Annotated in this window: 18 protein-coding genes and 1 tRNA gene; 7 read left to right on the forward strand and 12 right to left on the reverse strand. The window is 53.5% G+C overall.

All coding sequences use genetic code 11. The annotated features are described in order from the left end of the window. Positions 1–88: 88 nt before the first annotated feature. Positions 89–433: a DUF1820 family protein gene (locus tag NYR02_RS16945; RefSeq protein WP_260977535.1), complete on the forward strand. Its 345-nt coding sequence runs from the start codon at positions 89–91 to the stop codon at positions 431–433. A gap of 67 nt (positions 434–500) precedes the next feature. Here the strand turns inward: NYR02_RS16945 and NYR02_RS16950 are convergent, their stop codons facing one another. Next, a complete protein-coding gene (locus NYR02_RS16950; protein ID WP_260977536.1) occupies positions 501–1,448 on the reverse strand; it encodes a hypothetical protein in 948 nt (315 codons plus the stop codon). Positions 1,449–1,713: 265 nt separating this feature from the next. Here NYR02_RS16950 and NYR02_RS16955 point away from each other — a divergent pair, with 265 nt between their 5' ends. Continuing rightward, positions 1,714–2,310, forward strand: coding sequence for a hypothetical protein (locus NYR02_RS16955; RefSeq protein WP_260977537.1), 597 nt, complete (start codon positions 1,714–1,716; stop codon positions 2,308–2,310). A gap of 25 nt (positions 2,311–2,335) precedes the next feature. Here the strand turns inward: NYR02_RS16955 and NYR02_RS16960 are convergent, their stop codons facing one another. The 11 genes from NYR02_RS16960 to NYR02_RS17010 form a co-directional block, all read right to left on the reverse strand. Further along, positions 2,336–2,500 (reverse strand): hypothetical protein, encoded by a 165-nt coding sequence (locus tag NYR02_RS16960; RefSeq protein WP_260977538.1) that lies wholly within the window; start codon positions 2,498–2,500, stop codon positions 2,336–2,338. Positions 2,501–2,602: 102 nt separating this feature from the next. Next, on the reverse strand, positions 2,603–3,166 hold the full coding sequence (locus tag NYR02_RS16965) for a TetR/AcrR family transcriptional regulator (protein ID WP_260977539.1): 564 nt from the start codon (positions 3,164–3,166) through the stop codon (positions 2,603–2,605). Between the two features lie 94 nt (positions 3,167–3,260). Then, positions 3,261–4,463 (reverse strand): multidrug effflux MFS transporter, encoded by a 1,203-nt coding sequence (locus tag NYR02_RS16970; RefSeq protein WP_260977540.1) that lies wholly within the window; start codon positions 4,461–4,463, stop codon positions 3,261–3,263. 287 nt (positions 4,464–4,750) lie between these two features. Further along, positions 4,751–5,842, reverse strand: coding sequence for a redox-regulated ATPase YchF (ychF, locus tag NYR02_RS16975; protein WP_260977541.1), 1,092 nt, complete (start codon positions 5,840–5,842; stop codon positions 4,751–4,753). A gap of 57 nt (positions 5,843–5,899) precedes the next feature. Further along, positions 5,900–6,487, reverse strand: a complete 588-nt coding sequence (gene pth, locus NYR02_RS16980; protein ID WP_260977542.1) for an aminoacyl-tRNA hydrolase — start codon at positions 6,485–6,487, stop codon at positions 5,900–5,902. A 79-nt stretch (positions 6,488–6,566) separates the two neighbouring features. After that, entirely contained in the window at positions 6,567–7,193 is a 627-nt protein-coding gene (locus NYR02_RS16985; RefSeq protein ID WP_260977543.1) for a 50S ribosomal protein L25/general stress protein Ctc, read from the reverse strand. A 94-nt stretch (positions 7,194–7,287) separates the two neighbouring features. Further along, on the reverse strand, positions 7,288–8,229 hold the full coding sequence (locus tag NYR02_RS16990) for a ribose-phosphate pyrophosphokinase (protein ID WP_145469550.1): 942 nt from the start codon (positions 8,227–8,229) through the stop codon (positions 7,288–7,290). 47 nt (positions 8,230–8,276) lie between these two features. Further along, positions 8,277–8,351, reverse strand: a tRNA-Gln gene (locus NYR02_RS16995). A 7-nt stretch (positions 8,352–8,358) separates the two neighbouring features. Beyond that, positions 8,359–9,228: a 4-(cytidine 5'-diphospho)-2-C-methyl-D-erythritol kinase gene (ispE, locus tag NYR02_RS17000; RefSeq protein ID WP_260977544.1), complete on the reverse strand. Its 870-nt coding sequence runs from the start codon at positions 9,226–9,228 to the stop codon at positions 8,359–8,361. Further along, complete coding sequence (gene lolB / locus NYR02_RS17005) at positions 9,221–9,814, reverse strand: lipoprotein insertase outer membrane protein LolB (protein WP_260977545.1); 594 nt, start codon at positions 9,812–9,814, stop codon at positions 9,221–9,223. The genes ispE and lolB overlap by 8 nt, the downstream gene beginning before the upstream one ends. A 10-nt stretch (positions 9,815–9,824) precedes the next feature. Then, positions 9,825–11,678: a tetratricopeptide repeat protein gene (locus NYR02_RS17010; protein ID WP_260977546.1), complete on the reverse strand. Its 1,854-nt coding sequence runs from the start codon at positions 11,676–11,678 to the stop codon at positions 9,825–9,827. 264 nt (positions 11,679–11,942) lie between these two features. Between NYR02_RS17010 and hemA the strand changes: the two genes are divergently transcribed. From hemA to NYR02_RS17035, 5 genes are all read left to right on the forward strand, one after another. Beyond that, on the forward strand, positions 11,943–13,229 hold the full coding sequence (hemA, locus tag NYR02_RS17015; RefSeq protein ID WP_260977547.1) for a glutamyl-tRNA reductase: 1,287 nt from the start codon (positions 11,943–11,945) through the stop codon (positions 13,227–13,229). A gap of 3 nt (positions 13,230–13,232) precedes the next feature. Beyond that, a complete protein-coding gene (gene prfA / locus NYR02_RS17020) occupies positions 13,233–14,318 on the forward strand; it encodes a peptide chain release factor 1 (RefSeq protein ID WP_260977548.1) in 1,086 nt (361 codons plus the stop codon). Then, the gene (gene prmC / locus NYR02_RS17025; RefSeq protein ID WP_270049651.1) at positions 14,318–15,187 is read left to right on the forward strand and encodes a peptide chain release factor N(5)-glutamine methyltransferase; all 870 of its coding nucleotides are present in this window, start codon (positions 14,318–14,320) and stop codon (positions 15,185–15,187) included. Before prfA ends, prmC begins: the two co-directional genes overlap by 1 nt. Then, positions 15,188–15,964: a HesA/MoeB/ThiF family protein gene (locus tag NYR02_RS17030; RefSeq protein ID WP_260977549.1), complete on the forward strand. Its 777-nt coding sequence runs from the start codon at positions 15,188–15,190 to the stop codon at positions 15,962–15,964. Between the two features lie 200 nt (positions 15,965–16,164). Next, complete coding sequence (locus NYR02_RS17035) at positions 16,165–17,445, forward strand: NAD(P)/FAD-dependent oxidoreductase (RefSeq protein WP_260977550.1); 1,281 nt, start codon at positions 16,165–16,167, stop codon at positions 17,443–17,445. Positions 17,446–18,130 lie beyond the last annotated feature (685 nt).

An 18,130-nucleotide genomic window follows, 5' to 3' on the forward strand; every position in this document is an offset into this window, starting at 1 on the left:
GCATCCTGTCTTGCTTGCTCGTGTTACAATTGCCTTCTTTTTCTTTGTCCGGTGCTTAAACCGGCATTCAGGTCGACAAGCAGGCATCATGAGCAGTAAAGAAAAGCAGGAACCTACCTACCGGATTGTCTATCAGCAACAGGGTGATGTTGTTGAGATTTATGCCCGCTATATCTATCAGAGTGATTTGCACGGTTTTATCGAAGTCGAGCAGCTGCTGTTTGGCGAGCGCTCATCGCTGGTGGTTGATCCCGATGCAGAAAAACTGAAGCTGACCTTTGCGGATGTGAAACGCACCTTTATACCGATGCATGCCATCGTGCGCATTGATGAGGTAGAAAAAGAAGGCAGCCCGAAAATCAGCAAAGGCGAGGGCTCTAATATTTCACATTTTCCAACCCGTTTTCTGCCGCCGCGCGACGAAGACGAGTAAAATCTGAGCGGTAAAAGAGCACAAAAAAGCCCGGAGTACCGGGCATTTTTATGTTTAAACCGCAGGTTTAACGGTTACGCATCAGGGCTTCGATAGAAGCCGCGTATTCACCGGCCTGGTCACTCAGTGGCTGATGACGGATATCGTCATGTTTGAGCGCCACGCTGATACGGTACAGCCAGCGTTCCATACGCAGGGCAATGGCTTCGGCGTCATCTTTGCTGGCATCCAGAATTTCGTTGCTCAGGTTGGTGATGACTTCGGCGTGTTGAGCCGCTTTGGTCGCAGCAACCGTGGCCTTGGCGATGGCACCTTTGGCCCGCGGAGTTTTGCTGATTAAGGCCTGAGCCTGCAGCAAGGCCTTCTGCGCAGTATCCCAGCTGATCGGGGCAACAGAAGCACCGCCTTTGTTTTTAATGCGTTCCAGGTGGTCTTTGACCGGCTGCAGTTGGATGTATTCGATGGTGGCGACTTCGACACGATGCATTTCTGCTAACAGCAGTTTCTGGCCGGCATCGACTTTGATGGTCTGGTGGTCTTCCATCAGATCAATCAGTTTTACCAGTTCTTCCTCAACGGCCTGGTAGTCGGCGGGGAAGTATTGGTCGGACTTGATGTCTTTTAATACCTCACGGTGATCCAATGTCGGCTTCAGCTGTTTGAGAATGTCTTTTTTAACATTCAGGCCGGCCTCGACGGTTTTCAATGAGGTCATGGCTACCGTCTTCACGACGCCGTCAGGCTCGCCACTGGTCAGCATTTCCTGAGCTTCCAGCAGTTGCTTCTGAGCCTGTTCGAGGTGACGTGGTGCGTAGAAGCGCAGGTTCTCACTTTTACCCAGTTCAATTTTGGATTGTGCGTGCTGAATCGTACGGGAAGCGGATTCATCTGCCATGGCTGCATCGCGCTTGGCATCCAGGCTGATGGCATCGAAGTTGGCAATAGGCGTTGCACAGCCGGACAGCAGTAACAAACCGCAGCCGGTGATCAGGGTGCGGGTAAACAGTGAATGCATGGTAATTCCCCGGGGTTCTGTCAGTGTTTGTTATTAGACCCTGATGTTAACACCATTTTTCACGCTGATTGAACGTTTACGGCGCAACCTGCCTCAAACTGTCATAACAGGATTTGTCGTCACTGCCCGGAGTTATTGTCATTCAGCGTCTTGTCACTGCCATGCAGCCCTGCTATATAAACGGTATAGCCAAGCATAAGGGAGGTCCGTCAGACTTATTGCCACGCAGGCTCCATCTAATCATGGTGAATACGGAGTAATCCCTATGAATGCAGAAATGCAACCCTTGTTTTGGCGTATCAGTGATCAGGACAAAAGCGGTTTCGAAGCCGTCAGCCTGTTAATGCCAGCCGGAACCACCGGCGAAGATCCGGCAGAATTTCCCACCGAAGTCAGTTTCCGTTCAAATCGCAGCAGCCATGACCCCGTTGATCTGCGCTGGTCAGAGGAAGATTCCGATCTGTTTATGAGTCTGCTTGATCGCCTGATGGAGCCGGAAGAAGAGGGGGATATTGAAGTCGATATCAGCGACGGCGTGATTCAGGGGATTGTGCAGCTGGTGGCGCTGGCGCGTTTCAAGACACCCTGGCCTACCGACGAACTGGTGGGCGATGACATTATAACCGAGCGGGAAGAGCTGGAAGTCGGTGATTTGGTCGCGCTCAATACCAAATATGGTTTTGCGCTGGCAATCATTGTCGGACTGGATTCTATCGATGCGACCTGTGTATTACTGGACGCACTGATGGATAACGACCAACTGCTGATTCCGGATCACAGTCTGTTGATGGTTAACCGCCTGTGCGTTTTACCGGCTTCGTTTGCTGAAGCTGATCTGGGCGAGGACGCCATCATTCATTGAGATGGCCCGCCCAGAACTGCGTAACTCAGGCATTCTGGCGCTGAGTTGCGCGGTTACGTTTCTGCGTCAGGGTCAGATCGGTCAGCATGGAATAAAAATCACTGCCACTGTTGCGTACGGAAGGTGTCATTGCTGCGTTGGCTGGCATTGATACCGTGGATTCTGACGCCTGAGGTAAGCTGTTCGACATGGTATGTCTCCTTAGTTAGATTTGAATCAACGAGAGTGAACGTTCATTCAGGTTCTGGCGTTTAAAAAAAGGCCTTGTGGGCCTGTTTTGTGATTCCGCCTGTTACGCTTTAATGGCGTCCCAGCACAGATTCAGCAAATCATCGGGTTGTACCGCCTGCGGAAACATCTGCGGTGACAACTGCAGTTTCTTGGCCATCATGGTCAGACTGCCGAAGGTCATGGTGGTTAAAACCGCATCGGGCAGATTCTTAATCATCTGCTGCTGCTTACCGTCGGTCAGTAGCATGGTCAGCGCTTTATTCATCGGTTTCAGCGCCTCTTCACGCTGCAGCTCACTGATGGCAGGTGAGGCCGACAGTTGTTCCATTAACGCGCGGTCTCGGGGCTTCTCCAGCATGTAGCGGTAAAAATTGCCCCAGAAACTATAAAATCTGAGTTTAACACCTGCACTTTCGTCATAGCCGTTCATACAGTGGCTGGCCATCACTTCCGTAAGGTGCAGAAATAACTGCTGTACCAGTTCTTCTTTCGTCTCAAAATAACGGTAAATGGTACCAGCACCACAGCAGGCATGCTTTGCGACCATCGCCATTGGGCAGGAATGTAACCCTTGCTCTGCGATCAGGTCGGCGGTGGCTTCCAGGATTTGCTGGCGTTTATCCATGTTTCTTCGTGTATCGGACTGAACGTTCATTCTGTTCCTCTTTTGCCCCGCAGACAAGCCAGATTTGTTTCACTGATGCACCAGTCTGTTGTGATCATGTTTCTGATTCCGTTTCAGCGTGTGGCTGTTCTGGCGGAACACGGTACAGAGCCATATTGGCAAGTGCGGCGCTGCTGAGCATAACGAGCATCATGGGCAGCGGTGTGCCGTTATGCAGCTGTGCCCAGATCAGGCCAAACACAGCGCCGCTGCAGAATACGGTCACGCCGGTTAAGGCCGTGGCTGTTGCGCTGATATCGCGGAAATAATGCAGGATGGTGGCTGTTGCGTTCGCTGAAATCAGTCCTAAAGAGCCAACGAACAGCATCATCAGAGGTAATACCAGCGACAGCGATGCGTCTTGTGGGTGCGTGATAAACAACTGCACCAGCAATACCGCGCTGCTCAGTTGCAGTGCCAGGCCTGCACGTAAAATATGCCGGCTGTCAAAGCGGCGAAGCAGCAACATGTTCAGCCGGTTCATCGACATCATCATCAGAACGTTGGCACCGAAAAGCCAGGGGAAGCGCTCTGCGCTTTGCTCAAAGTAATCGAGGTAAAGGTAGGGTGACGCCGTGATAAAAACGAACATCCCGGTGGATGCCAGAGCCTGCGCCAGAATAAAGCGCCGTGCTCGGACGTGTTTGATTACCCGCAGGTAGTCGCGTACCGGAAGCCGCTGCTGGCGTTTATGCGCCGGATGGCTTTCTTCCAGTTGCCATACCAGAATGATCAGGACGAGGGCAGCATAAACGGACAGCATGATGAAAATAGTCCGCCAGCCGGCAAAGCTCAGTGTCAGCGCTCCGAGCATCGGTGCGACCAGCGGTGCGACCATCATAATCATAGAAACCAATGACAGCGTTTTGGCCACGTCGGCACCCTGAAAACGGTCGCGTACGATCGCACTGGAGTTGACCGTCGCTAAGCCGCCACCAACGGCCTGGATAAAGCGAAGTGCGAGCAATGTGGACAGCGATGTTGTAACGATCAGTGCTGCGCTGCTCAGGGCAAAAATAATCAGGCCGATAATAATCAGCGGGCGTCTGCCGTAACGGTCCGACAACGGGCCACCACTGAGTTGCCCCAGTGCAAACCCCAGCAGATAGGTGCTGACGGATAATTCGACCAAATGAATGCTGGTCTCAAGGTCACCCGCCATTGCTTCCATTGCAGGCAGGTACATATCAATGGCTAGTGGTGACAGTGCTGTCAATAGAGCCAGCAGCAGCGGTAGCGGCAGTGTTCGTGCGGGCATAGTAGTACCGGATAGGGGCTGCCGGGCAGGGGCTCAGCAAAGAGGTGTGTCAGATGAAATCTGCAGAATGTGTATTCTAGACGTTATACAGTGCGGGCGGTGAGTGCTGGCTGTGGAACGCATTGTTCAGTGTGTACTGTCACGGCAACGCCAGGCGTTTCCGGAGAAGAGTCAGGGCCTTCAGTGAAGGCCCTGTTCGGGGTCATAAAGTGGGAGATAATCGGGCTGACAACCAGCCTGATTAACCGACCTTTTTTATGCTCACTGCCGATGCTTGCTTTAAGGCCTCAGACGTTAAAGCGGAAGTGCACAACATCGCCGTCTTTCACGATGTATTCTTTGCCTTCTAAGCGCCATTTACCGGCTTCTTTAGCACCGGCTTCACCTTTGTAGGTAATGAAGTCAGCATAGCTGATGACTTCTGCGCGAATAAAGCCACGTTCAAAGTCGGTGTGAATGGCGGCGGCTGCACGCGGGGCGGTATCACCAATCTTAATGGTCCAGGCACGCACTTCTTTCACACCGGCGGTGAAGTAGGTCTGCAGGCCCAGCAACTCGTAACCGGAACGGATGACGCGATCGAGGCCCGGTTCTTCCATACCGATTTCCTGCAGGAATTCGAGTTTGTCTTCATCGTCCAGCTCGGAAATTTCGGCTTCGATCTTGTTGCAGACCACCACAACAGAGGCGCCTTCGGATTCCGCGATTTGGCGTACAACATCCAGGTGCGGATTGTTTTCAAACCCGTCTTCCGCCACGTTGGCGATATACATGGTCGGTTTGATGGTGAGCAAATGGAAGATGCGTGCCAGTTTGCGTTCGTCGTCGTTCAGCTCCAGCATGCGTGCGGTTTTACCCTGCTCGAAGTGTGGAATCAGGCGTTCCAGCAGAGCTTTCTGCGCCACGGCGTCTTTATCGCCGCCTTTGGCAATACGGGTGATGCGCTGCAGCTGTTTTTCACAGGATTCGAGATCGGCGAGTACCAGTTCAGTATTAATGATGTCAATATCATCGGCCGGGCTGACGCGGTTGGCCACATGGATAACGTTATCGTCTTCAAAGCAACGAACCACGTGGGCAATGGCATCAGTTTCACGGATATTGGCCAGAAACTGGTTGCCCAGGCCTTCACCTTTGGAAGCACCAGCAACCAGGCCTGCGATGTCCACAAATTCCATCGACGTTGGTACTACGCGCTCAGGCTTCACAATTTCGGCCAGTTCGTCGAGGCGTTTGTCAGGCATGGCAACCACACCGGAGTTGGGTTCAATCGTACAGAACGGGAAGTTCTCGGCGGCAATGCCGGATTTGGTCAGCGCATTGAACAGTGTGGATTTGCCGACGTTGGGTAAACCAACGATACCGCATTTAAAGCCCATAAAAATATCCTGTGATCCGTACTGCTGTCGCAACAGCGTTAAAATTTGGCGGGTATTTTACCCTTTAAATGAATGAAGTCGATTCATGGCTTTGGCCAGGTTGCCGCTGATGGCATCCGGCAGTACGCGCAACGCTTCATCAATGGCGGCATCAATGGCCTGCTGATCGCTTTTGCTGGCCCGGCCCAACACATGGCCGGTGACCTGAGATTTATCGCCGGGATGACCAATGCCAATGCGCAGACGATGAAAGTTCTGGTTGTTGCCAAGCTTGCTGATGATGTCGCGTAAGCCGTTCTGGCCACCATGACCACCGCCAAATTTGAATTTGGCCGTACCCGCTGGCAGGTCCAGTTCATCGTGAACCACCAGAATCTGTTCTGGTTTCAGCTTATAGAAATTCGCCAGTGCCTGTACGGCCTGTCCGCTGAGGTTCATAAACGTTGTGGGAATTAACAGCCAGCATTCCTGTCCGCCCAGGCGTCCTTTACCGGCACGACCTGAAAACTTTTTTTCCGGACTGAGGCTGATGCGTTCGCTTTGCGCCAGGCGTTCAACCAGCCAGGCACCAGCATTATGGCGGGTGTGTTCGTATTCGGCACCGGGATTACCCAAGCCTACGATTAATTGAATAGAGTCAGACATGATGTCGATATCCAGACGATAAAGAATCACCAATAAAAAAGCGGGGACCAGCCCCGCTTTTTTGCTACAACAACCGGAATTACTCGGCGGCTGCTTCTTCTTCGCTGTCGCCGCCTTTAGGAGCGATAACAGTAACAACCGAAGTGTCGTGCTCTGGGCCATGGGACAGAGCCAGTGACTCAACGCCTTTTGGCAGCTTCAGATCAGACAGGTGAACAACTGAACCGGCTTCAACGTTGGCCAGATCAACTTCGATGAACTCTGGCAGATCGCCAGCGTTACAGATGATGTCCAGGCTGGTCAGCTGGTGAGCAATTTTGCCACCGCCAGTCTTCACGCCTACACAGCTTTCTTCGTTCAGGAAGTGCAGAGGTACGTGAGCTTTGATTTTGGTGGTTTTGCTTACGCGCAGGAAGTCAGCGTGCCAGATCATCGCTTTGGATGGGTGACGCTGCAGATCTTTCAGAACAACCTGTTCGGTTTTTTCGCCGATGGTCAGGGTGATCACGCTGCTGTAGAACGCTTCGTTTTCCAGTACTTTGTTCAGCTCGTTAGCTTTCAGAACGATCGCTTGTGGCTTGCGGTCGTTACCACCGGCTTTACCACCGTAAACGATGGCTGGTACGGCGTTTTCGCGACGCAGGCGGCGGCTCGCACCTTTCCCCGCATCTTCGCGAAGTTCAGCTGACAGATTAAATTCTGACATGGGTATTTCCTCATGGTTTTGACATAAAAAGCCGTTTGAGCTTGCGACCAGCTCAAACGGCCTGAAAAATCGTTTATTGTGCTGCTATTGCGGCTTAACGAAACATCGCACTGATGGATTCTTCGTTATTCACACGGCGTACAGCTTCAGCCAGCAAACCAGCAATGGTCAGTTGGCGGATGCGGCCGATTGACTTGGCGGCTTCAGACAGCGGGATGGTGTCGGTAACTACCAACTCATCCAGCTCAGCACTTGCCAGACGCTCAACAGCGGGCCCGGATAGTACAGGATGTGTACAGTAGGCGACAACTTTTTTCGCACCAAACTCTTTCAGAGCTTTGGCTGCGTGGCACAGAGTGCCGGCGGTATCGACCATGTCATCGACCAGTACACAGGTACGGCCAGAAACATCACCGATAATATGCATAACTTCAGAAACGTTGGCTTTCGGGCGACGTTTGTCGATGATTGCGAGGTCAACATTCAGCTGTTTGGCGATTGCGCGGGCACGAACAACACCGCCGATGTCCGGAGACACAACAATCAGATCTTCGTAAGCCTGACGCTCAAGATCGTCAATCAGTACCGGCGAGCCGTAGACGTTATCAACAGGAACATCAAAGAAGCCCTGGATCTGGTCGGCGTGCAGATCAACCGTCAGTACGCGGTCGATGCCAGCGGTGGACATCATGTCGGCGACAGCGCGGGCACTGATAGGCACACGGGCTGAGCGTGGACGACGATCCTGGCGGGCATAACCGAAGTAAGGAACAACCGCAGTAATACGGCTTGCAGAAGCGCGACGCAGACCGTCGGCCATCAGCAGAATTTCCATCAGATTATCATTGGTCGGTGCGCAGGTCGGCTGGATGATGAACACATCTTTACCGCGCACGTTCTCATTGATTTCGATGGTAATTTCACCATCACTGAATTTGCCAACAGTGGCTTCGCCAAGGGGAATATCAAGACGCTCAACAACGAGCTTTGCCAGTTCCGGGTTAGCGTTACCGGTAAAAACCATCAACTTAGACACGGTTGTCCCCTTTGATGCAATTATTCAATAATGGAAGGAAAGAGAATTGGCTGAGGTGGCAGGACTCGAACCTGCGAATGACGGGATCAAAACCCGTTGCCTTACCACTTGGCGACACCCCAACAACTTTTAAGACGGTCTGAATAATACCTTATGTGCAGGTGATTGGTTAACACCCTTAGCCACAAAGGCTACATACTCAGCCGGTAACTGCTCAGAAACACTGATGGCTTCTGCTTCAGAACCGAAGCTTGAAAATATGCAAGCTCCAGTGCCCGTCATCTTAGCAAGATTAAATTTATTTAGCAAATTCAATGTGTTACCAACTTCTGGATACAGCATCGAAACGATTGCCTGGCAGTCATTTCTGCCCCCTTGCTTCAGCGCGGTGCGAATATTAATGGGGTCCGTATCCCTTGTCAAACCCTTATGTGAAAAAATTTTTCCTGTATTAACATGGACTTGCGGGCACACCACCAGATACCAGGGTTCGGCAAGCTCTGGCACCGGGGTAAGTATCTCCCCCACACCTTCGGCAAAGGCGGCTTCACCCCGCACAAACACTGGCACATCGGCTCCAAGGCTCAGGCCAAGGGTGGCCAGTTCGTCGAGAGAGAGTTGCAGATTCCACAGTTGATTCAGTGCCAGCAGGGTGGTGGCTGCATCAGAACTTCCACCGCCAAGACCGCCCCCCATGGGCAGTTTTTTATCCAGGCGGATATCGGCACCCAGTGTTTTTTCAGATTTTTTTTGCAACAGACGGGCGGCGCGGATGATGAGATTGTCTTCGAAGCTGACACCTTCAATGGCAGGAGTCAGTGTCAGCTCGCCATCGTTGCGCAACCGGAAGTGCAGGTCGTCGCCATGGTCGATAAATTGAAACAGGGTCTGCAGGTTGTGATAACCGTCATCACGACGGCCGGTGATGTGCAGCATCAGATTCAGTTTGGCGGGGGCTGGTACACTCAGCCAGTTGCCGCCGGCAGGCAGTTCAGCCATTAACAGTCCACTCTTTAATCGAAAATACAAAACGGAAATCGTGGCCTGATATTTTAATCAGGCCGGGCAGCCAGTAATCACCATGTTGCTGGTAGCGTGAGTAGCGGATATCCCAGCCGTGTTGTTGCAGGCGGTTTAGCAGGCCGTTCTCGTCATATTCGCTGCTGGCGCTGGCATTAGGGCTGGGCTGGCCTTTAACCCAATAGCGGATATCGGTCACCGGGAAATTCCAGCCCATGTGGGCCAGCATCAGTTGCTCGGGGGTGCGCGCCCGTTGTGGTTTGTCCCAGCCGGGTAAGGTGAGCTCAGCCTGGCGTGCATTGCCTTGCAGGCGCGAAGCGCCGGAACCAAACGGTCCGGAGATAAACAGGTCGTAACGCTGTTTGTCCTGTTCCCAGGTTAAATAGCCGGTAACGCTGTCGTCCGGAGATGTAACCGATAGTTTGCCCCGCACCTGCCACTGCTGCAGGTTATTGAGGCTGCTTTGCAGGCCTTGTTTGCCACCTTCGGGCTGTGGCAGCAGGCTACTGCAACCGCTGAGCAGGCTCAGCAGAAGCAGTGTGGTCAACGTGGTTTTGATGGTCATGGCGGGCTTATCAGTGTTGGCTGAGAGTTTCCGGATCAATATCCAGGCGCTGCAGGGTGCGCAGAATAATCTCACTGTCCGGGGTTTGTTCCAGTCCTTGCTGCCAGATATGGCGGGCTTCATTCTGATCACCACTGAGCCATAACAGTTCACCGTAATGGGCGGCAATTTCGTGGTCTTTCATCATGTCGAAAGCCTTTTTCAGCAGTGGGCGCGCCTGTTCCAGGTTCCCCATGCGGAAGTAGATCCAGCCCAGGCTGTCGATAACCGCCGGATTATCCGGGGTCAGTTCCAGGGCGCGTTCGATTAACGGCAGTGCTTCGGCCCAGCGATCGGTGCGGTCGGCGAGGGTGTAGCCCAGAGCGTTCAGCGCTTCGGCGTGGTCCGGTCTGAGGCGGATAACTGTGCGCAGATCCTGTTCCAGTTTATTCAGGTCGCCGAGACGTTCAGCCAGCATGGCGCGGGTGTAAAGAAGATTGAGATCTTCCGGTGCCACGATCAGAGCCTGGCTGATGAGTACCATGGCGTCTTCCGGTTGTCCGGCAGCCGATAGCAGGTCGACTTCTATGCGTACCAGTTCGCTGGACTGTTGAGGGAAGTCGCCGCGCAGGTCATTCAGATAGCTGCGTGCCGCATCAATGCCCTGGGTTTCATTCAGCAGATAAGACGCTTTAAGGTGGGCTGCAAGAAACTCGCGGCCACTGTTCACCTGCGCATATTGCTCAATCGCTGTGTCGAAATCTTCTTCCTCCTGGGCAATTTTACCCAGGTAGAAATGCGCTTCGTCGGTATGCGCTTGGCTCGCTAACAGTTGATACAAGTGCTCTCGCGCCTGTTCACGCTGGCCAAGTTCTTCTTCCAGCAGAGCGAGGGACAGCAGAATGGCAGAATCTTCCGGGAAGTTTTTGTGCAGCGCGGCAAACGCATCGCGGGCGCTGTCCATTTTTTGCTGCTCCAGCAGAATGCGGGCGCGCAGAACCTGGACGCCTTTGTGCTCGGGGTAGTCGTCATGAACATCTTCGAGCCAGTCAATGGCGTCATCAGAGCGCTGCAGCAGCACCAGAATGCGGGCTTTCTGCAGGGCGGCACTTAAGTACGCCGGATTGCGCTGCAGGGCTTCTTCGATGTGCTTCAGTGCTTCCGGATACAAGCGCAGATGCTGTTCCATAATCCCGCGGGCATACCAGACCGAAGGGTTTTCCGGGTATTTGTTGGTCAGAAGCTGAAACTGCGACAGCAATACCTGTTGTTGTTCCATCGGCAGCTGACCGGCATTGGCGGCCAGGTAGTCAAACTGACTGACGCCTGCCAGATCCTGCAAAATTTCCAGCTCTTTCAGTGCCTGGCTGAACTGACCTTGCTCCATCAGCAGTTGCGCAGCGGCCTGATGGGCGGCGGGATTTTCAGGTTCTTCTTCCAGCCAGATCGAAACGGCTTCGGCTGCGTGAGAGTCGCTGCCAACGTATTGGGCAATGCGTGCGGCGCGTTCGGCAATGGCCGGGTCGCGGGTCGTACGTGCCTGATCCATATAGTTGTAGAGCGAAATATCAAAGCGCTGGCGCTGTCCAGCCATTTCCGCAACCAGCAGGGAATACAGTGTTGCAGCCGGAATCGGGCGATATACCGGCTCGGCCAGGGTGTCTGTTGGTGAGCGGGTTTGATAATGAATATTTTGCTGGGATTGATTATCCGCCGGTGCCGTTTGCTGCACCTGTGGTGAGGCTGATTGGCCGAAACTGGCACACCCCGGGAGGACGATGACGGCCGAAAACAGCGGCGCCAGCCACAGACCCGTGCGCAACACAGCAGACAAAGATGGGCGGTCAGACGGGGTACGGCGGGACTCGCGGATGTAAAAAAACATATAAAGAGAAGACCTGATGATTCGGATGCCAATAGGAGATAGCGCATGCTATTTAGGGTCAGATAGCGATTTAAGTCAAAGATTTCAGCGGCAAAGCCGCGGCCAGATGTTTATAATCCCCGCTTTTGCACAGCCGCCACCTGTTGTGATGCGCAGATGTACTGAGAAGTTGCAGTACTGACTGACGTATTCCGGCAGGTCAGGCACTCTGCCGGCGACAATGGTTGCCGGTACAGGTTGAAAGCGGGAGCAGCGTCAGTCGACATGGGTATTTGGGCACTGGGGATTAACCATAAAACAGCACCGGTTGCTGTGCGTGAACGTGTAGCCTTCGATCCGGCGTCGATGTCGGACGTGTTGAGCGAAGTGCAGGCGCTGGATCCGGTGTCTGAGGTAGTGATCCTGTCGACCTGCAACCGCACCGAAATATATTGCTCAGCCGATGAGTTGCATGAAGACGTTATCGTCGACTGGCTGGCCCGTCATCATGACATTGACCGCCGCGACCTTGATTCCGCGCTCTACTGCCTGACCAGTGAGCAGGCCGTACAACACACCATGCGCGTTGCCAGTGGTCTGGATTCACTGGTGCTGGGCGAGCCGCAGATTCTCGGTCAAATGAAATCCGCTTTTGCGGTCGCGCAGGAAGCCGGTACCGTAGGCTCCGAACTCGGCCGCTTGTTCCGCCAGACCTTTTCCATTGCCAAACGCGTACGTACCGACACGGCTATCGGCGAGAACCCGGTGTCGGTCGCCTTTGCGGCGGTGCGTATGGCGCAGCATATTTTTGCCGATATGGCCAACAGCCGTGCGCTGCTGATTGGTGCCGGGGAAACCATCGAACTGGTTGCCCGTCATCTGTATCAGGCCGGAGTGCGCGACATTATTGTCGCCAACCGCACCCTGGCGCGGGCGCAGAATCTGGCGCAGGAGTTTCATGCCGAAGCGGTGCTGTTGGAAGATATTCCCAATGTACTGTCCCGCGCCGATATCGTGATTTCCTCCACCGCCAGTCCGTTGCCGATTCTGGGCAAGGGCATGGTGGAAAAAGCGCTGAAAAAGCGCCGCCATAAACCGATGTTTATGGTCGATATTGCGGTGCCGCGCGATATTGAAGAAGAAGTCGGCGAGCTGTCGGATGTCTACCTCTACTCGGTGGATGATCTGCGCAGCATCATCGAAGAAAACGTGCGTTCGCGTGAAGACGCTGCGCGTCAGGCCGAAGAGCTGATTCTCTCCGGCGTCGACCATTTTATGCGCGAGCTGAAAGCGCTGGATGCGGTGCAGACCCTCACCGACCTGCGCAGCAGCATTGATGTGCTGCGTGAAGAACAGCTCAGCAAAGCGCTGAAACAACTTGAAAACGGTGCCGATGCGGAAAAAGTGTTGCGCCAGTTTGCCCATACCTTCAGTAATAAGGTGCTGCACGCACCAACCACTGCGCTGCGCAAAGCTGGTGCTGAAGGCCGTCTGGAAGTGCTCGACTGGACCCGCGAACTGTTCAGCCTGAACAGCCATCCGGCGCCATCCTCCTCTGCTGATACCGAATAAACCATGAAAAGCTCGATTCTTAATAAACTCGAACACCTGCGCGATCGTTATGAAGAGGTCGGACACCTGTTGTCTGAGCCGGATGCCGCCAACGACCAGGACCGTTTCCGCAAGCTGTCGAAGGAATACGCCGATCTCGAAGTGATTGCCCAGACCTACAGCGATTATGAGCAGGCCGGCGCCGATCTGGCCGAAGCCAAAGCGCTGGCCGCCGACCCCGATCCGGACATGCGCGCCATGGGGGAGGAAGAAGAGCAGGCCGCCAGCGAACGCCTTGAGCAGCTGGCCGCTGAGCTGGAAATTCTGCTGTTACCGAAAGATCCGGACGACAGCCGCAACGTAATGGTCGAAATCCGTGCCGGTACCGGCGGTGACGAAGCCGCGATTTTTGCCGGTGATCTGTACCGTATGTACACCCGCTTTGCTGAAACGCTGGGCTGGCGCACCGAATTAATGAGCGCCAGCGAAGGCGAGCATGGCGGTTTTAAAGAGGTGATTACCCGCATCTCTGGCACCGATGTGTATTCGCGGCTGAAGTTTGAATCCGGCGTTCATCGTGTGCAGCGCGTCCCGGAAACAGAAAGCCAGGGTCGTATTCATACCTCCGCCTGCACTGTGGCAGTGATGCCTGAAGTCGACAGCGAAGAAGAGATCGACATCAACAAGAACGATCTGCGCATCGACACCTTCCGCGCCTCCGGGGCCGGTGGTCAGCACATTAACAAAACCGACTCGGCTATTCGTGTAACGCACTTACCCACCGGTCTGGTGGTGGAGTGTCAGGACGAGCGTTCGCAGCATAAAAACCGCGCTAAGGCGCTGGCGGTATTGGCCACGCGTCTGCGTGATGCGCAGCGTCAGGCGGCCCATGCCGAACAGGCGGCGACGCGTAAAAGTCTGGTCGGCTCCGGCGATCGTTCTGAACGTATCCGCACCTATAACTATCCGCAGGGGCGGGTTACCGATCACCGCATCAACCTGACGCTGTATAAGCTTGATGAAATTGTGCAGGGCGATCTGACCCCGGTGATTGAGCCGTTAATCCGCGAGCATCAGGCAAACCTGCTGGCTGAGATGGCAGGCGGCTGATGATTTCTGGTCCGGTGTCTGTGCTGAGCATTGAAACCTGGTTAGCAGAAGCGCGGACGCAGCTGGAAGCCGGCTCTGACAGTGCCCGTCTGGATGCCGAATTGCTGCTCGCCCATGTACTGCAGCAGAGCCGTACCTGGCTTTACACCTGGTCTGACCGGTTATTGAGCGCAGAGCAGCAACAGGCGGCGGATGCCTTACTGGCGCGGCGGCTGGCCGGTGAGCCGGTGGCCTATCTGCTGGGCGAACGGGATTTCTGGTCGCTCAGCCTGAATGTGAACCCATCAACCTTAATTCCGCGGCCCGATACCGAAACTCTGGTGGAGTGGGCGCTGGAATTACCCTTGCCGGCCAACAGCCGGGTGCTCGATTTAGGTACAGGCACTGGGGCGATTGCCTTGGCGCTGGCCTCTGAACAACCTTCGTGGCAGGTATCCGGTGTTGATTTTAATGCCGATGCGGTGGCGCTGGCGCAGGCGAATGCGGCTCGTAATCAGCTTGCGCGTGTCAGTTTTATGCAGTCGGACTGGTACAGCGCCGTCAGCGGCGATTTCGATCTGATCGTCAGCAATCCCCCTTATATCGATGAAGACGATGAGCACCTCGCGCAGGGTGATGTGCGCTTTGAACCACGCTCGGCGCTGGTGGCTGATAACCATGGCCTGAGTGATCTGGCGCTGATTATTGACCGTGCGCCGGGTTTCTTGCGCGCCAATGGCTGGCTGTTGCTGGAGCACGGTTATCAGCAGGCCGATGCGGTGTGTGAGTTATTGCGCGCCCGCGGTTTTGCTGAGGTAAGCAATCGCCGCGACCTCGGTGGCCAGCCACGCATCAGTGGTGGCCGCTGGCCGCAGCAGGTGATGGGATAAATGATGAACGATCAGCAGTTACTGCGTTACTCGCGCCATCTTCTGTTACCGCAGCTGGATATTGACGGGCAGCAGGCGCTGCTCGATGCCCATGTGATGATTATCGGTCTCGGCGGTCTTGGCTGCCCGGTGCTGCAGTATCTGGCGGCCAGCGGTGTTGGTCGGCTCAGTCTGGTCGACGATGATCGTGTTGAACTGTCGAATCTGCAGCGTCAGACCGCTCACGGTAGTGCTGATATCGGCCTGCTGAAAGTCGAATCTGCTGCTGCTGAAGTGCAGCGGTTAAACCCGGATGTGCAAGTAGTTACTCACGCTGTGCGGGCCAATGCTGACTGGCTGATGGCGCAGTTGTCCGCTGTGGGTGATGCGCAGGAAGAGCAGGTAAAAGTGGATCTGGTCATCGACTGCAGTGATAACAGCAAGGTGCGCTATGACCTCAATCGCGCCTGTATCGCGCACTCGGTGCCCTGGGTGTCGGGTGCTGCGGTTGGGCTGAATGGTCAGATAACGCTGTTTGATCCACGTCAGACGGATGCCCCCTGTTATCGCTGTCTCTATCCCAGCCTGGATAATCAGCAGCTCAGCTGTGCCGAAAGCGGGGTTTTGTCACCGCTGGTCGGGATTATCGGCGCCATGCAGGCGCTGGAAGCACTGAAAGTGTTGGCGGGCATCGGCGAAAGCCTGAGTGGCCGCCTGCTGACCTTCGATGCTTTGCAGGGCGAGTGGCGGCGCTGGGGCATCAGCCGCAATCCTTCCTGCTCCGACTGCCAGAACTGACGCTTCCGTCCGACAAATCTGTCATCCTGTGTTTTTTTGTATTGCTTTCTGCGCTGGTCGCTACCAGAGACAGCGGTTGAAATTCTCTGTGAATTCAATCGCTTTGCGCAATTAATTCTACTTTATGCTTATGTAGTAATATTTGGCCTCTGTTTTGCTCCTTATCTGTCACTTCGACAATAACAAGCATGAGGCAGACTATGGCCAGAGTTATCGTATTAGGTGCCGGTACCGGTGGTATGGCAGGCGCGTATGAAATCCGCGAAATCCTGAACAAGGAGCATCAGGTTACGGTCATCAACGAACGGGAAGACTTCCAGTTTGTTCCCTCCAACCCCTGGATTGCGGTTGGCTGGCGCGAGCGGCCGGAAATCAGTTTTCCTATCCGCCAGTATCTGGAAAAGAAAGGCATTGAGTTTATTGCCTCGGCCGTGATTACCATTGATCCGAAAACAAACCAGCTGACGTTAGCCAATGGCGATGTAGAAGCCTATGACTATCTGGTGATCTGCACCGGCCCGAAACTGAACTTTGCCGCAGTTGAGGGCGCTGGCCCTCATGGCGGTTTTACCCAATCGGTGTGTTCACTGGATCATGCCGAAACCTGTTATGACAATGTTAAAGCCATGATTTCCGAACCGGGCGCGGCGATTGTTGGTGCCATGCCGGGTGCTTCCTGTTTTGGTCCTGCTTATGAGTACGCCTTTATTCTTGATAAAGAACTGCGTAACAAAAAAGTCCGTGACCGTATTCCTATGACCTATGTGACCAGTGAGCCTTACATTGGCCATCTGGGCTTGGGCGGTGTGGGGGATTCCAAATCGATGCTGGAAAGCGAGTTGCGTAACCGTCACATCAAGTGGATCACCAATGCCAAGGTGACCAAAGTGGCTGACGGCATGATGTATGTCGATGAGATGAACGACGATGGTTCGCTGAAAAAACAGCACGAGTTGCCGTTTAAGCATTCCATGATGTTGCCATCGTTTGCCGGGGTTGATCCGGTGGCAGCGGTGGAAGGTCTGGTGAACCCGAAAGGTTTTGTCATCATCGATGAATTCCAGCGCAACCCAACCTACAAAAATATTTTCTCAGCGGGTGTGTGTGTTGCCATTCCACCGGTAGAAGAAACGCCGGTTCCGACCGGTACGCCGAAAACCGGTTATATGATCGAATCCATGATGACTGCGATTGCGCATAATCTGGCGGCTGACCTGGATGGCAAAGGTGAAGCCAATGCCCGTGGAACCTGGAATGCAATCTGTCTGGCGGATATGGGAGACACCGGAGCCGCTTTTGTCGCCATTCCGCAGATTCCGCCACGTAACGTTACCTGGTTCAAAAAAGGTAAGTGGGTGCATCTGGCGAAAATTGCTTTTGAAAAATATTTCATTCGTAAAATGAAAACCGGCTCCAGTGAACCGATTTATGAAAAATACACATTAAAAGCACTGGGTATCAACCGTCTAAAGGATGAGTAAGCAAACAATAACCCAGGGCACCTCTGAATCATGCGGTGCCCGCAGGGCGTTGGCTGCAAAGCGCTTTGACGGTGTGTTGTCGATTTTATAAAGCACTCGCCATTCACTTCAATCGACGCCTTGTCAAAAGCACTCTGCAGCACTCACGCGTAGCGGCGCAGAATTATTCACAGTTGCCTCAGATTAAACTCATTAATTTTGGGGGGCTCAGAGAATTAAATAAATAGTGTCTCTGTTATATAGCGATCTGGCTTATATTGACCAGATCGCTAACACACTCCTGTTAATATCTGTACATCCAAAAGTATAGTTTTGAATATACGTCTTTTGATTTAGTAAATATTCTTTATATTAATATGGACTTATATCCTGCACTGCGTTGATTTCCGCTGCTCTGTAGATCATGCTGCCGTTATATCAAGGAAATCGGACGAGATTCAGGCTATGGATACGGCACTACGGCAACGCAATGTTCAGGCAACATTATTGTCAGAAGATCACAATTCTGAGCAAATATTTTTATATCATCCTTCGTTATTAGCCTCTCTTAATCAGCAATTACGAACCTCACTGACATCTGTCAGTAGCGAGTCAGAAAAAAACTGGCCTGAGCGTATAAGTAATGTCTTATTAAATAGTGTTAGCCATGTCGTCAGTAATTCTTCTGATATTAATTTATTTCAGC

The sequence above is a fragment of the Thalassolituus pacificus genome, from assembly GCF_025318105.1.
Taxonomy (GTDB): Bacteria; Pseudomonadota; Gammaproteobacteria; order Pseudomonadales; family Oceanobacteraceae; genus Venatoribacter; species Venatoribacter pacificus.